Consider the following 15,661-nt stretch of genomic DNA (forward strand, 5'->3'; position numbering starts at 1 on the left):
TGCGAACCACCCACACCGTGCTCAGGCATCGATTCTTAACTCCGTACTTCCTCAAGGGCTGTCCCGCAATCCGGTGTCCGGCGCGGTGCATCGCAAGGCGGGGATCGCCCGTGTACGGGATGTACTCGGGCAATCCGGCAACGCCGCGAGGTTCCGTGCCGGGCGCCGCCCGCCCGGCGAGAATGGTCGGACACGGCCTAATGGCGGCCGGAGCCCGCGCGGTTGATCTCGTCCACGGTGATGCCCTGCTGCTTCTTGATCGCGCTGCTCGTCCCGTTGATGCCGTCTGCGACGGACGTCAGCGCCTCGCCCAACTGCTTGCTGACCTGACTGACACCGGCGGTGGTCTTGGTCCAGTCGGGGCGGATCTGATCGGCCAGGGAGTCCCCGGCATCGCCGGGCCAGGCTTCGTAACTGGCCAGTGCGCTGGTGAGCTGGTGGCTCGCCTGCGTCCACATGCTCGTGATGGTGTCCATCACTTCGCTCGCGCTGTCGAGGTTGCCGGGAGCCGAGGAGAACTTGCCGCTTGCCATGTGAACCGTCCTTTCTGCCCGCCCGGGAGTCGGCCGGCGCCGCGCCCGTCGGCCTGTCCGCCGAGCCGTCTCCGGACGAGGTGGTGACACGAATGACCGTCGGCGCAGGTCAGTGGCGATCTGGAGCCCGGGCACCGTGGGTCAAGCATTCAGTCCGTCATGCGACCGGTCCATACGTCAGTTGACTGGACCATGCCCCTACGTCGTCCCGGGCCCGGCTGCCGTCCTACCCGGTCAGCCGCAGGTCCGGGGCGAGGACTTCCCGCCCCGCCGGTGCGTCGCCCGTCCCGACGTGCGGTAGCCCTGATGGACCAAGGTCCCGACCAGGGCGAGCCCGAACCCCTGCACGCCGACCGGTACCCGGGTGCTGGAGGCCAGGTGGGTCAGTCGGCGGCTCGCTCGTCGTCCTCGTCTATCTCGTCGCGCAGGCGCTGGTCGTCGGCGGTCGTGGGCCGGTTCTTGCCGGTGACGTCGCCCAGCACCTGGCCGAAGATCGCCTCCCAGTCGGTGGCCGCCCCGGGGATGTCGGAGTACCCCGACGACAACTCGGTCAGCGGCAGGAAGGCGTCCATCACGCGGGACGCCATGTCCGCCCGCGCCTTTTCGGAGGCCTCGAGGATGGATGCCTCCAGCTGGGGCCCCGCCATGGACTGGAAGCGGTTCTCCAGGAAGCGCACTCCACTCAGCTGCCCCTGCGCGCCGACGGTGACCTCCACGGCACGATCCCGCGAGGTGGCGGTGGCCGACGACTTGGCCAGCTTCTCCTGCACGTCCGAGGTCACTGCCTGGGCCTTCTCCAGGTCCGCCCATGCCTGGGCGACCCGGTCCTCCATCGATGTCATCTCTGATCTCCACTCATGAACTGGTTGCGCTGGCTGCTCTCCACCTGCTCCTGCCGGCCGATGACGGCGGGGTTGCCGGTGTCCTCGGTGCCCCAGACGTCCTCTTCCTCGGCCATCCAGTTGGCCCGCTCGCGGTCCTTGCTCTCGGTGTTCTGGCCGCCCTGGCCGGAGGCCGGCGGCATGTAGGGCGGGGTGCTGCTGCTCTGGCCGGTCGCCGCTTGGGCGGGCCTGGCGGTGGTGGTCCCGCCCGCGTCTCCCATGGCCTCCCGCATGCGGTCCGCGCCGAGGGCTCCGTTGATTCCGCCCAGGCCGCCGAGCCCGCCCAGTCCACCGAGTCCGCCCATGCCCGCCATGTGGGCGGCGGCCGCGGCGGCGGACGGGTCGGTCCCGTAGGAACCGCCGTAACCACCGTCGAGGCCCAGCCCGGTGTCGGACCCGTACGAGGGGAAGTCGGTGGAGGTGTCGTAGCCGGCCTCCTCGTAGGCGGGCGGCTGGAGGGCCTGTGCGGTGTCGGCGACCGGATTCGTCCCGAGGGACCCGAGGGAGTTCATGGTGTCGAGCACCGAACCGCCGGTGTCACCCTGGCTGATGAGGGGGACCGTGTTGCCGGTGATCGTCTCGCCGTTCGGCCCGGTGGCGGTCGTGAGGCCGTCGCTGCCGACCGTGGTGGTGATGCCGTTGGGATGGACGGTGGTGGCGGAACCGTCGGGTCCGAAGGTCGTGATGGCGCCGTCCGGCGCGGTGATCGTGGTGATCCCGTCCGGGCTGGTGTACGAGACGGTGCCGTCGGGCGAGACGACGGTCTCCGAGCCGTCGGGTCCGAAGGTGGTGACGGACCCGTTGGGCGAGGCGAAAGACTGTGAGCCGTCGGGGTTGGTGGTGACCACCGAACCGTCGGCGTTCTGGGTGATGAGCGATCCGTCGGGCCTGTGGGTGACCGTCGTACCGTCGGGGTTCTGCGTCACCAGCGATCCGTCGGACCCCAGGCTGACGGTGGTCCCGTCGGGCAGGTGTGTCGGGGTCCCGTCGGGGTTGAGGGCGATCGTCGCCCCGTCGGGGGTACGCACCGTCACGGTTCCGTCCGGGGCGGTGGTGGTGACCAGGCCGTCCGGGTAGGTGGTCGTGGTGCTGCCGTCCGGATTCCTCACGGTGGTGGTGCCCGCGCCGAGTCCGGTGCCGGACGAGTAGTTCGGCAGCGTCGGTACGAGGGGAGAGCCGAGGCCACCGGTGCCCGTGGGGTCCTGCGGGTTCGCCGTAAGGCCGTCCAGGCTCCCCAGGTCGTTGCCGAGGTTGTCGGTGAGGGAACCGAGGCCCTGGCCGAGGTTGTCGGTGACGTTGCCCAGATTGTCGGTGACGTTCCCGAGGCTGTCGTCGAGGTTGTCCGTGAAACTCCCCAGCCCGGCACCGAGGTTGTCCGTCGCACTGCCGAGGTTGTCCGTGACGTTCCCGAGGCTGTCGTCCAGGTTGTCCGTGAAACTCCCCAGCCCGGCACCGAGGTTGTCCGTCGCACTCCCCAGGTTGTCCGTGACACTGCCCAGGTTGTCCGTCGCGCTGCCCAGGTTGTCGGAGACGTTCCCGAGACTGTCGTTCAGGTTGTCCGAGAAACTCCCCAGCCCGCTACCCAGGTTGTCGGAAGCGTTCCCCAGACTGTCATTGAGGTTGTCCGAGAAACTCCCCAGCCCGCTACCCAGGTTGTCCGAAACGTTGCCCAGACTGTCGTTCAGGTTGTTGGAGAAGTTGCCCAGACTGTCGTTCAGGTCCTTGGTGATGTCGTCCAGGCCCCCGTTCCCGCCCCCGCTGCCCTGGTAGGTGCTGATCGACGTGGTGTTCAGGGTCTTGAACCCCTGGCCGACCACCTCGGACGCCTGGATGAGGGCGTTGTTGACGTTGCTGACCTGGGTGCGCGCCGGATCGCCGAGCAGCCCCTGGACCTTCTGGTTCCACTGCCAGACGGAGTGGGTACCGATGTTGGCCCAGGCATCGAGGTTGGAGAGGTCGCCCCAGACCGGGTGGCCCGCTGTGAAGCCGGGCATGGCCACCACCGTGGTGGGGGGCACGCTGGGTCCGCTCCACATGCCGCCCGACGGCTGGTTGTGCAGCCCCGTCTTGGACAGGTTGGTGTCCTGGACCCACTGGGCGACCTCGTTGATCAGCCGCGCCGCTATGCCCATGGCGTTGGAGTCCGGATCGGCGGCCCACTGGTGCCATGCCTGGGACAGTTCCCAGGACGCCTGGTGGATCTCGTTGGCCGCTCCGACGAGCGTGTCGCCCTGCTTGGTGCTGGAGGCGCCCTTGCCCTGCACCGGGTAGAGCGCGAAATTCGTGGGCGAGAACCCGGGCGGGACCAACTGCTCTTTGTAATCGCCGTAGTTCCGGTGCAGCGTGGCGAGAACGTCGTGGAAGGCGCCGGCCGCGTTCCCCTTCCAGCTCGCGTCGTCCTTGCCGAAGCTGTCGAGCCACTCCTTGAGGGCGGCTTCGTGCTGCGTGAAGAACTCCGCGGTCCGGTCGAACGCGCCGGCGACGTCCGAGAAGGTCTTGAGGGCGACGGCTCCGTTGTCCGGTACGGACAGGCCGCCGAATCCCAGCTTCTCCGTCGAAAAGGGCGGTCCGGCGAGCGCTTCCAGCATCACCTGCGAGCCGAAGATGAAGTTGTCCAGAGGCATGCCCGGACCCTGGGACGGCCGTTCGCCGGGGTTCCACAGGAAGTCGATCGAGATCTTGTGCAGGTTGAGCCCGCTGCCCTGGGGCGTGTAGTACGGAAGCACATAGGCGTGGCCGTCGGCGTTGGCGCCGACCTGCCCCCCGAGATCGTGGAGCGAGACGTTCAGGCCGACGTTCTCGATCTTGACGTTGAGAAGGGGCGTCTTGCCGTCGCTGCCCTTCAGCTCGTCGAAGAGGGTGGCCCGGTCGGGCACCTCGTATCCCGTCAGGAGCCGTACGGTGCGGCCCCAGTCGTCGTCGGCCATCGCGCTTCGGCTCCATGCTTCGTGACGTGCTGCGTCGGGTGTTGCCGGTCGGCCACGCGGGCGGGGGGGGCCCGGGGCGGGTGCGCGGGGCGCGCCGCCCGGGGGGGGGGGGGGGGGGGGGGGGGGGTGGGGGGGGGGGGGGGGGGGGGGGGGGGGGGGGGGGTGGGGGGGGGCCGGGGGGGGGGGGGGGGGGGGGGGGGGGCCCCCCCCCCCCCCCGGCCGGTGGCGTCAGGTGGTCGCGGGGATCTTGGTCGGGTCGAGGGTGGTTGCGCTGTCGACCTTCACGTACTCCAGGAAGTCGCTGGCCTTGATGGATTCGAGGTTCGCGCCCTGCTGCTTCATGAACTCCGTGATCACCTTCTGCAGCCCCTCCTTGACGTGCGGGAGGACGCTGTCGCTCTGCGCCTGCAGAATGCCGTCCAGCGCCTGGGCGAAGGAGAGCGTCTTGCTGTTGAAGGCGCTGCCGTGCACCGTGTCGTCGGCACCCATGTACCCGAGAGCCAGGGGCTTGGTCAGGTAGAAGGTGTCCGGTTGCGTGTAGCCATTGGCGACCGAGCGCACGGCGAGCGTGTTGCCGTCGTCGCTCCTCACCTTGACCAGGTCGTTGATGAACTCGGTCAGCGGTCCCGCGATGAACTTCTGGAGCGCCGCCGAATCGAGTGTGGTGAGTTGGGCGTCGGTCGCCATGTCGCCTCCTGGGAAACCAGAGTCAGCCGATCGGGCTGGTGCTCTGCCACTGGTCGCTGAGCTTGCTGTCCGTGGTGTTCCAACCCGAAGTGATCTCGGCGAGCAGCTTGGCGTCATGGGTGACGGAGTCGACCGCCTCGACGACGTGCCGCTGCCACTCGTTCACCTTGTTGGTGAAAGCAGCCACCGCGTCACCCTCGGACGAGGGCAGCCAGTTCTTGACGTTGTTCTCCAGCTGCTCCAACACCCCGTTGATCGCTTTGCTGTAGGCGATCAGGGTGTCAGCGACGTCACTGGTACCGGCGTAGTCGACAAAGACGATGCCGTCGTCGGCCATGGTGTACTCCTTGGTTGCGAAGGTGATGCTGAGACGGAGGGCGTGACCTCACGGCCGCGGCGGGGACGGCTCAGTTGTTGCCGGAGAGCGCGCCGTAGGCACGCGAGGCGCCCGCGGAGCGGATCGCGTCGACCGCGCCTTGCTGCAGGGTGGCGGTCGTCTTGGAGGCCGACTTCGAGGTCTCCGCCATCGTGTTCATGCCGGTGACGATCTGGTTGATGTAGCCCAGCCACCCCTGGACGAGGTTGTGGTAGGCCGCGCCGTCGGCGCCCTTGTAGGAGGCGGCCAGGTGCTCAGCGGTCTGCGCACCCTGGGATTCGATGCGCTTGATCTCGGTCGCCGCATCCAGCATGCCCTGCTGGACCCTGGCGTCCTGGAGGAAATCGCCCCTCAGTTTGCCTGCCATGTCTCTCTCCCTTGTCGGCCACACGCACGCTTGCTGCCGTCAACGATTCTGTTTTTCAACGCGCCAATCCATACGTCAGGTGACGGTTCTTCAAGACGTTCCTGTACTACCGCCGTTCCCGCAGAGGTCCGGGACGGTGGCCGCCGCCGCGCCGGCCGCCGCCTCCGGGTCGAGTACGGGGCCCGTCGGCAGCATGGCGAGAACCGCCGAGGGGAGTCCTCGCTCCTCAGCGACGGTGTATCCGAGGTCCTCCAGGACCTCCTCCGAGGCCAGGGGGTACTTGACCCCGGTGTCCGTCACCAGGTAGGTGGTGTCGCCCATCTGCGTCCCGGCACTGCTCAGCGCGCGGATGAGCGCGCCCTCACCGGGGCGTACCGCGATGACGTCCGCGGGCAGGCATGCCTCTGCGACATGGTCCGTGGGGGGCAGCGCCACGTCCTCCGGGGGCAGGTCCCCCGCCACCACGGCCACGCTCGGCGCCCGGCTCTCGCCGTCGCCCGGTTTCATCTGGACGCAGGCATCCGACCCGTCCGGCACGTCGAGGGCGCGCGGTGGGGTGTCCGGCAGGCCGGACGGGGCCGCTGCGGTGGCGAGATGGCCCCGGGCTTCGTCCCCGGTCAGCGGGCGTGGTTCCGGGGCCTTGCCCCCGTACGCGTCGGTCCGCGTCCGCGGGTCGCCCAGCACCAGGGCCGTTCCGGTGGCACCCAGCCGGACCAGCCCCTCCCTGAGCAGCAGGTGGTACTCGAGGGCGGAGCCCGGCGGCCGGAGGGTGAACAGCTGCCCGACGCGGGTGGGCCGGCCCGCCAGCTCCGGACCAGGCTCACCGCGGCCGGTCACGGTGGGGGGCGCCAGGTCGGGGCCGGCCGGAAGTGCGTCGAGGAACGCCTCGGACACCGGTCTGGCCCGGACCGATCCGTACCCGAGGGACTCCGCGGCTCCGCTGTCCTGGTCCAGTCGGAGCCGGGTGCCGTGCCACACCAGATGGCGGGTGTGGTCCGGTGCCTCGACGAGCACCGCCTCCGAGTCGCGCAGGGGCTTCCCCGCCATGGCCGCCCCGACCGCGAGGCGGGTGCGTACCGACGTCTGCCCGGAGACCTGCACCCGCAGGTCGGAGCAGATCTGCCAGGGGTCGCCGGTGAGCTGGTCCGCGCCCGGCAGGTCGTCCGGGGCACCGGGGATTCCCACCGGCCTCCCGTGCGGGGTGCCCTGGGTCGACTTGCTGGTCACCGAGGCCGTCTTCGGGTCGGCACCGAGCAGCAGCCGGGCCGAAGCGTAGTTCTGCACCGGCCTCAGCCGGCCGTCGACGTAGAGGTAGCGGCTTCCGGTGTCCTTCTCCATGACGATGGTCCCCTCCTCCTGCCAGGAGGTCTTCGTCCCGGGTGAGACCGCGCCCCAGAGGGCTGCCACCAGGCAGCCCACCAGGGCGCCCAGCAGTCCGAAGAAGAGTCCCCGGTGGGTGCGCCCGCCGGGGCTCTCCGGGTTGTCGGGATCGGCCAGGAGCAGACCGGAGCTCAGTCGGTTCATCAGGAACAGATGGGCCTGGACCTGGTCGCGCTTGGACTGCACGGTTCGTTCCGATCCTCGGTCGTCGGGTTGCGGGGATGTGGTCAGCCGGTCATGTTCCGCAGACGGGAGTAGACCTCCAGCGTCCACAGCACCAGCGGCAGCAGCGCTATCGCGGTCAGCGAGTGCAACAGTTCCGCGGCACGGCCCCAGTAGGGCACCATCCGTCGGCCGGGGATCAGCCAGATGGCGAGGGTGAGCGCACCGGTCGCCAGGACCAGTGCGACGAAGACGGTGAGCCGGTCCGTCGGCTCGGCGGAGGCTCGGCCGAGCGCCAGCAGGACCGCCCCGCAGAAGCCCGGCAGCAGTACGGCGAGGCGTTGCCGGGTGCTGCCCAGGTTCCTGCCGTGGAGGAGGAGCAGCAGCGAGAGCACCGCGCCGGTGAGCGTCTCGGCGAGCTCCGCCTCCCGCGCCAGCAGGGCGAGGCTGACGGTGCAGACCGCGCCGACCGCGGTGTAGAGGGCCGTCATCCAGGTGGCGGCGACCACCGACCGGGCGGTGACCTCCTCGCTCGCGTACGGTTCGATGCCCTCCTGCAACTGCTGCGGGCTGGTGGGCAGTGGTCTCATCTGCATGCCCGACACCCGGAAGGCGATGACCGGGACGAAGGCGCCCACGGTGACGGCGAGCAGTGCGATCGCCGCGGCGACGTGTGCCATCGGGAGCTCGTAACCGGCAGTCAGCGCACCGGCCGTCGTGGCGAAGGCGCAGCAGACCGCCGTGGCGGCGAAGAGCTGGGGGAAGGCGCCGACCACGACCAGCGCCAGTACGGCGGCGCCGGTGGCGGCGGCGCCGGCCGACAGGAGCCGGAACCCGTTCGCCTCCAGGGCGAGCGGTCCGCTGGTCGGGCCACCCGGTACCGCCCAGCCGGCGAGCGCCAGGAACGGTACGGCCGAACAGCCCAGCAGCGCGGCGGAGGCGGAGTCGCCCAGCGCCCGGCTCGCCGCGGCGGCGACGGAGTACAGCAGTACGGCGCAGGTCACGGCGGCGAGGGTGCGTTCGGAGGCCGCCCAGCCGGGCAGTATGAGCGCGACGAGGACGACGCCGAGCAGGCAACCGGTCAGGCCGCGGAGGAGGCGCCGGGTGGTCTGATCCGTCCAGTGACCGCTGTGCCGTTCCATGGCGGTGGCGATTCCGTCGATCAGGTCGTCGAAGTGTGCTTCCGGCATGGCCTCTGCGCGGGGCCGCAGATGGAGGGTCTCGCCGTCGCGGAGCTCGATGGCTCCCAGGGTGGCTTCCTCGTCGAGCGGTGGACGGCCGAGCTGCTGCAGGACCCACCCTCCGTGCTCGATGCCGGTCTCCTCGACCTCGGTGCCGGCGAACTGGAGCACTGCGGGCAGCAGGTCCGCCACGGGTATGTCCACCGGGACGGCCAGATCCACGACGCGGTCCTGGAGTCTGACGGTCAGGCGGCACAGTCCCGCCAATGCACCCTCGGTCATCGGGGGATGGGCCTCTCGGAAGGGGAACGGGACAGGGGGGAAGGGGAAGTGGGGATGGGCTTCACCCTAGTTGCCGAGGCCGGTGGGCCCTTTCGTAGAAATGACGTAATTCCGCGGGGAATCCGGCCGGTACGACACGTGCGCACCCATGCTGGTGAGTCGCGGCGCACCCGCCCGACTCCGCCCGGGGCAGTGCTCTCCTGGCCGCCTCCCCCGCACCGCCGTTGACCGCAAGGCGGCGGGGCAGCCTCGTAGCGGAGCTACCAGGGCGTTCCGGCGACACCGCGAGCGTGCGTGCCCGGCCCCGCGGCGCCGCGAGCCGACCCCGTACAGGCCCCAGTCCCACTGCAAGGAGACCGTCCGTTGAGTGTCGTGCTCTTCCGCCGTCCTGCCCGTCGGCGAGGTCCGGACATGCCCGAGGGCGAGATCAGCCTCCAGGAACCGCCCGCGATGGCGGAAGCGACTCCCAACTCGGCTGCCATCTGGACCTTCATGCCGATGGCCATGATGTCGATGTCGATGATGCTGACGCTCATGAGGCCGGGCAGCGGGGTGCTCTCCTACGTCGCCATGGCGACCATGGGCGGTTCCGCGGTGATGATGCTCGTCGGACAGGTGATGCAGCGCCGTGGTGACCGCAAGACCCAGATGAACGGACAGCGGCGCGACTACCTGCGGTACCTCTCGCAGGTACGGCGGCGTATCCGACGGGCGGTGGAGGCCCAGCGTGAGGCGCTGACGTGGCGCCACCCGCACCCGGCCGCGCTGTCCTCGCTGGTGCGTACCAGCCGGTTGTGGGAGCGGCGCACCACCGACGAGGACTTCGGCGAGGTGCGGATCGCCGTCGGGGAGCAGAATCTGGGCCTGCGTCTGGCACCGGTGTCCACTCGCCCGGTGGAGGACCTCGAACCCTTGTCGGCGCACGCCCTGCGCAGTTTCATCCGGGCCTACACCACCGTCCCGGACCAGCCCATCGCCGTCTATCTGCGGGCCTGGTCGCGGGTCCTGGTCCGCGGCGACCGGGCGCAGGTGCGGGACCTGGCACGGGCCGTGGTGGGTCAGCTCACCACCCTGCACAGTCCGGACGACCTGTGGATCGCGCTCTGCGTGTCCGAGGAGGCGCAGCACGAGTGGGACTGGGCCAAGTGGCTGCCGCACTCTCTCCATCCGCAGTCCAACGACGGCGCCGGGCCGGCCAGGATGGTCGCCGGTGCGCTGGGCGAGCTGGAGGACATCATCGGGGCGGAGTTCACCGAGCGGCCGGCCTTCGACCCGACGGCCGCGCCGGGCCGGGAGGAGCCGCTGGTCGTCGTGCTCGTGGACGGCGGCACGGTGCCCTCCGGCCATCGTTTCGAAGGCACCGGTTACCGCAACGCCCTGGTCATCGACTTGTCCGGGGCGTTGCGCTGGCGTCCCGGGCGTACCACGCTGCGGCTCCAGGTGGAGAACGGCGATGTGGAGTTGGTCCGCACCGACCGGAACCGGCGGGAGCAGTCGACCCCGCTCGGCCGTGCGGACCGGCTCGGTCCTGCGGGGGCCGCGGCCCTGGCGCGGGTGCTCTCTCCGTTCCGCAGTACGGTCGGGGGCGATTCGGCCGAGCCGCTGGCCACCGACATCCAGCTCACCGGCCTGCTGGGGATCAACGACCTGTACCGGTACCAACCCGCCGCCCTGTGGCAGCGACGGGGCGCCCACCAGCATCTGAGAGTGCCGATCGGTCTGACCGCGAGCGGGGCGCCGGTGGAGCTGGACCTGAAGGAGTCGGCGCAGGGGGGTATGGGGCCGCACGGCATGCTGATCGGCGCCACCGGCTCCGGCAAGAGCGAGTTGCTGCGGACGCTGGTGCTGTCGCTGGCGCTGACGCACCCCTCGGACCGGCTGAACTTCGTGCTGGTCGACTTCAAGGGCGGTGCGACCTTCCTGGGACTCGATCTCCTTCCGCACGTCTCGGCCGTGATCACCAACCTGGCCGACCAGGCTTCCCTGGTCGACCGGATGCAGGACGCCCTGCACGGTGAGTTGATGAGGCGTCAGGAGCTGCTGCGGCAGGCCGGCAACTTCGTCTCGGCGCTGGAGTACGAACGGGCCCGCGCTGCGGGCGCACCGCTGGACCCGCTGCCGAGCCTCGTGGTCGTGGTCGACGAGTTCAGTGAACTGCTGGCCACGCACCGCGACTTCATGGACCTGTTCGTCATGATCGGGCGCCTCGGCCGAAGCCTGGGGGTCCATCTGCTGCTCGCTTCGCAGAGGCTCGACGAGGGGCGGGTCCACCAGTTGGAGAGCCATCTGTCGTACCGCGTCGGTCTGCGGACCTTCTCCGCGATGGAGAGCCGCGGAGTTCTCGGGGTGCCGGACGCGTACCAGCTGCCGCCCGAGCCCGGCAATGGCTATCTCAAGAGCGGTGTCGAGGAGCTGACCCGGTTCCGGGCGGCGTACGTGTCGGGAACGTACCGCCACCGCGGCCGGGCGTCCTCGGCGGCGCAGACCGCGAGCCAGATCATGCCGTGGGGAACCGGATGGGTCGTACCGCGGCAGGCCACGGAGCACCAGCAGGTCGAGGAGGAGTCCGACGAGACCCTGCTGGCCCTGGCGGTGGAGAAGCTGCGGGAGTCGGGGGCACCGGCGCACCAGGTGTGGCTTCCGCCGCTCGATGTGCCACCCAGCCTCGACCAGTTGCTGCCCCCCTTGGAGCCGCATCCGCAACGCGGCCTCGTGGCCGGGGCGGAGACCGGCCGGCTGACCGTACCGGTGGGCATCGTCGACCGGCCCTTCGAACAGTTGCGGGACCTGCTGTGGGTGGACCTCTCCGGCGCGGGCGGCCACGTCGCGGTGGCCGGTGGCCCGCAGAGCGGGAAGAGCACCCTGATCCGAACCCTCATCACCTCCCTGGCGCTCACCCACACCCCTCGTGAAGTGCAGTTCTACTGCCTGGACTTCGGTGGCGGAACGCTTTCCAGCATCGCCGGACTCCCCCACGTGGGCGGGGTCACCGGCCGGCTGGACGAGGAACGGGTGGGCCGCACCATGAACGAGGTGACCTCGCTGCTCACCCGGCGGGAGCGCTTCTTCATGGAGCAGGGCATCGACACCATGGCCACCTACCGGCGGCGGCGTGCCGCCGGTGACTTCCCGGACGAGCCGTACGGTGACGTCTTCCTCGTCGTCGACGGCTGGGCCACCGTGCGGCAGGACTTCGACCACCTGATCGACGAGTTCAACAAGCTCGCCCAGCGAGGGCTGAACTTCGGGATCCACCTGATCACCACCACTGCCCGCTGGATGGAGCTGTCGGCGGCCATCCGGGACCAGGCCGGAACGCGGCTGGAGCTGCGGATGGGCGATCCCTCCGACTCCGACATCGACATCCGCAAGGCTCATTCGGTGCCCAGGGACACCCCTGGGCGCGGGCTCACCGCCCAGACCAAGCTGCACTACCTGGCGGCGCTCCCGCGGATCGACGGCGTGGAGTCGGCGGACGACCTGGCCGCCGGCGTCGAAGGCATGGTCGCGGCCGTCACGGAGGGCTGGGGCGGCCGCCCGGGGGCTCCCGCGGTACGGATGCTGCCCACCCGGCTGCCCGCGTCCACGCTGCCCGCACCTGCCGGTACCCGGCTGGCGCTGGGCCTGGAGGAGAACGAACTCCAGCCGGCCTGGCACGACTTCATGGAGAGTCCGCATCTCGTCGTCTTCGGCGACACCGAGAGCGGCAAGACCAACCTGCTGCGGCTCATCGCCCGGTCCATCGTCGAGCGCTTCACCCCCGACGAGGCCCGCATCCTGGTGGTGGACTACCGGCGGACCCTGATCGAGGCGGTACCGGAGGAGTACCGGCTGGGGCACGCCGTCTCGGTCAACCCGTTGCGGGAGCTGGTGGCCGGTGCGGCGCACGCGTTCGCCGAGCGGGTGCCGGGCGAGGACATGCCTCCGTCCCGGATGCGGCTGGCCGACTGGTGGTCGGGGCCCCGGCTGTTCATCCTCGTCGACGACCACGAGATGGTCTCCGGGGGCCACGAGAACCCGTTCGATCCGCTACTGCCGCACATGCCTCTCGGCTATGAGGTCGGAATGCACTTCGTGGTGGCCCGTGCGTCGTCCAACGCCATGCGCGGTACGGCGGAGCCGTTGGTGCGCCGCATCCTGGAGGTCAACAGCACCGCGCTGATGATGTCCTGCCCGCCGTCGGAGGGCACGTTCATCGGCAACGTCAAGCCGAAGCTGCTGCCGCCCGGCCGGGCCGTCCGGGTCGCACGCCGCAAGGCGACGCTCATCCAGACCGCCCTGGTGGAAGACGTGGCCGCCGACTGACCGTGGGCGGTGAGCGGTGGGTGGGCGCGCCGGTGCCGACCGCGACAGTCGGCCGACCGCGACCGTCGGCCGATCCGCCCACCGTCAGCCGGCCCGCCAGCCCCTGGCCCGGCCCTGCGGGACGACCCACGCACCCATCATGAGGGCCAGGACGACCAGCGCGCTGCCCACGGCGATCCACCGGCCGCGGGTGGCGACAGCACCGTCCGGGCGCGTCGCCCGGATCACGGCGGGGTCGGCGGCTTCCCTCGTCCGGGACACGGTGTCCGGAACCGCACCGGACACGGCGGCGTACGGGTCCACCCGGGGCACTCGTGCCGCGTACGCAGTCCCCAGCAGCCGCGCCGAGACCTGGTCGGCCGTCAGTCCCGGCCGGTAGGAGCGCACCAGGGCCGCCGTGCCCGCCACGACGCCCGCCGCGAACGAACATCCGCTCCCGGTGAAGGCCCCGCTTCCGCTCGGCCCCACGCTGACCACCCCCACACCGGGGGCACCGAGGTCGGCCTGCGGCACCGGGACCGGCCCTTCGGCGCCGCCCGAGCCGAAGGCGGCCACCGACAGGACACCCGGCTCCGCGGCGGGCCAGTAGGCCGCGGGCCCGGAGGACCCGGCACCGTCCGGCGTCCGGTCCGGAGCGGCCGCGGCCAGCACCAGCGCATCCCGCCCCCGGGCGTGGCGGACGGCCGCGGACAGCGCATCGGAGTTCGTGGTGAGAGCCGACGAGACGGTGATCACCGAGGCGCCGCCGTCCGCGGCCGCCCGGATGCCCCGGGCCACGCTGTCGGGGGTGGCGACGCCCCGCTCGTCGGTTCCCCGGACGGCCAGGACGCGGGCCTGCGGCGCAACGCCGGTGAAGCCGGTGTCGGGCTGGGGCGCGGCTGCGACGAGGCCCGCGACGAAACTGCCGTGCCCGACGCAGTCCACCCCTGCGTCGCCCGCTGCGGAGACCCGGCCGGCCAGGCCGGGGACGTCCTTGCCCACTCCGGTGTCCACGACCGCTACCAGCACCCCGGCCCCGCGGGTCAGCTGCCACGCACTGGACAGGCCGAGCATGTCCTGCGTCCAGGGCGGTGTGCGGGCCTGGACGTCCGAAGCCGGGCGGCACGGTGCGCCCTGGTCCAGGGTGGACACGACTACCGGCAGCGCGGGGGCGGCCCCGGTCGGGGAGACGGTGTCCGCGAGGACGGGACCGGGGCAGCAGAGCACGGTCACCACCGGGAGCGCCACCAGGGCGATCGTGCGCTTCGGGACGTCGCGCGGCCTCGACGGCCGCCTGATGTGCCTCATGGGTCCCTCTCATCGATGGCCGCCCAAGGGCCGTCCCGCGATGCGTGGTGGATCGGTGCGCGGCGTCGGATGCGGCGCATCACAAGGCGGAGGAGCGTCCGCACACGGGATGTGTGCGGACGTTCCGACAACGCGGCGGGGTGCCGTAGCTGTCGTCGCGCACCCGCCAGGAATTGCGGGACAGCCCTTGAGCTCGGACGTCCATGCTTCGGGGACCGTCGTGGGCGGGTCAAGGTCGTCCTCGCCGGGTTTGACTGATCACTCGACTGAATGTCGTCCGAGGGCGGATCTACGTCATCCGGCTCCGGCTCCCACTCCCGCTCCCACTCCCGCTCCCGCTCCGGAAGCGACTGTCCGGGCGCGGCGCAGTCCGTGACACGGGCCTCTCACCGAACGCGATGCCCCTGGGGGCGGCGCGTCTGTCCGTCGGGGTGAGCGCGACCGCCTCCGCCTGTCAGCGCCTTTCCCGCGTCGATAACGTGAAGTGCGCGGAAACGGTGGGGAAATGAAGTGCGGACAGGTGGCACCGGCCCCCTCCGAGCAAGAATTCGGCGACCACTGCGCATTCGATTTCCCGAAGCACGGTCCGGGGTACGCCGACATCGAATTCCGACGCCATGCGACCAACGTGCCGCCGGCGTGTGCGCATGTTCGACCACTTTCAGTGGCTGGAGTTTCCCGTCGACGGGAACGCGACAATGGAGCCAGGGATCAACGATATGTACCCTCCTCGATACGATCACCAGCAGAAGATCGCCCACCTGCTTCGATGGGCTGCGGGATGGGCCGGTACGCACACGGGTGAGAGCATGTGGTCCTACTCCCTCAGGCTCGGGAGTTCGCACGCACTCCTCAACGGCTGGTACAAGAATGAGAAAGTCAGGAATGCACTCTCTTCCGAGGAGCGCGCACTTCTTGAGACGGCACTCGTCCGATCGGCCCACGCCCGGTCCGACCGGAGGGACATGAGTGGCCGGCGAACGGTGAGGGTGCACGCGGAGTCTCGGGTACCCCAGGGCTGACGGTCGCCCCACGCTTCGGATCACGCGCCCCTCGCGCGGGCACGGGCGGCGCGACGAGGTGGGGCGGACGGCGGGTTCGGCCGGGGTTCCTCGGCCGACCGCGAGCGCGCCGTACCGCCGGACGCACTGCCAGGGTCCGCCACGTCGAGGAGCACCACCGGCGCCTCGCGGGAGCGGCACGGTCCTCGCTCGTACCGTCCTTAGGGGCACGGTCGCAGTCCCGAAGGACGCATGCCCCGTGATCGGCTTGCGCTCTTCCCGGCACCTCAAT

10 protein-coding genes are annotated in these 15,661 nt (G+C 70.6%); 1 reads left to right on the forward strand and 9 read right to left on the reverse strand.

Annotation, left to right across the window (positions count from 1 at the left end; all coding sequences use genetic code 11):
• Positions 1-197 precede the first annotated feature (197 nt).
• The 8 genes from ACFYPN_RS24410 to eccD all read right to left on the reverse strand — a co-directional run bounded on the left by ACFYPN_RS24410 (position 198) and on the right by eccD (position 8,776).
• The gene (locus ACFYPN_RS24410) at positions 198-533 is read right to left on the reverse strand and encodes a hypothetical protein (protein WP_358763736.1); all 336 of its coding nucleotides are present in this window, start codon (positions 531-533) and stop codon (positions 198-200) included.
• A gap of 383 nt (positions 534-916) precedes the next feature.
• Positions 917-1,375, reverse strand: a complete 459-nt coding sequence (locus ACFYPN_RS24415) for a YbaB/EbfC family nucleoid-associated protein (RefSeq protein ID WP_358763738.1) — start codon at positions 1,373-1,375, stop codon at positions 917-919.
• Positions 1,372-4,341, reverse strand: coding sequence for an AAWKG family protein (locus ACFYPN_RS24420; protein ID WP_389300996.1), 2,970 nt, complete (start codon positions 4,339-4,341; stop codon positions 1,372-1,374). The genes ACFYPN_RS24415 and ACFYPN_RS24420 overlap by 4 nt, the downstream gene beginning before the upstream one ends.
• A 228-nt stretch (positions 4,342-4,569) precedes the next feature.
• Positions 4,570-5,028, reverse strand: a complete 459-nt coding sequence (locus ACFYPN_RS24425; RefSeq protein WP_358763742.1) for a type VII secretion system-associated protein — start codon at positions 5,026-5,028, stop codon at positions 4,570-4,572.
• 22 nt (positions 5,029-5,050) lie between these two features.
• On the reverse strand, positions 5,051-5,365 hold the full coding sequence (locus ACFYPN_RS24430; RefSeq protein WP_358763744.1) for a hypothetical protein: 315 nt from the start codon (positions 5,363-5,365) through the stop codon (positions 5,051-5,053).
• A gap of 70 nt (positions 5,366-5,435) precedes the next feature.
• On the reverse strand, positions 5,436-5,771 hold the full coding sequence (locus ACFYPN_RS24435; protein ID WP_358763746.1) for a hypothetical protein: 336 nt from the start codon (positions 5,769-5,771) through the stop codon (positions 5,436-5,438).
• A 90-nt stretch (positions 5,772-5,861) separates the two neighbouring features.
• On the reverse strand, positions 5,862-7,337 hold the full coding sequence (gene eccB / locus ACFYPN_RS24440; RefSeq protein ID WP_389301000.1) for a type VII secretion protein EccB: 1,476 nt from the start codon (positions 7,335-7,337) through the stop codon (positions 5,862-5,864).
• Positions 7,338-7,378: 41 nt separating this feature from the next.
• A complete protein-coding gene (eccD, locus tag ACFYPN_RS24445) occupies positions 7,379-8,776 on the reverse strand; it encodes a type VII secretion integral membrane protein EccD (RefSeq protein WP_389301003.1) in 1,398 nt (465 codons plus the stop codon).
• A gap of 363 nt (positions 8,777-9,139) precedes the next feature.
• On the opposite strand from eccD, the gene eccCa reads away from it, so the two are divergent.
• Positions 9,140-13,081, forward strand: a complete 3,942-nt coding sequence (eccCa, locus tag ACFYPN_RS24450; RefSeq protein ID WP_389301006.1) for a type VII secretion protein EccCa — start codon at positions 9,140-9,142, stop codon at positions 13,079-13,081.
• Between the two features lie 84 nt (positions 13,082-13,165).
• Here the strand turns inward: eccCa and ACFYPN_RS24455 are convergent, their stop codons facing one another.
• Positions 13,166-14,368 carry a S8 family serine peptidase gene (locus ACFYPN_RS24455; RefSeq protein ID WP_358763754.1) on the reverse strand — a complete coding sequence of 401 codons (1,203 nt, stop codon included), beginning with the start codon at positions 14,366-14,368 and terminating at the stop codon, positions 13,166-13,168.
• Between the last annotated feature and the right edge of the window lie 1,293 nt (positions 14,369-15,661).

Origin of the sequence: Streptomyces sp. NPDC005576, assembly GCF_042871745.1 — a bacterium.
Lineage (GTDB): Bacteria > Actinomycetota > Actinomycetes > Streptomycetales > Streptomycetaceae > Streptomyces.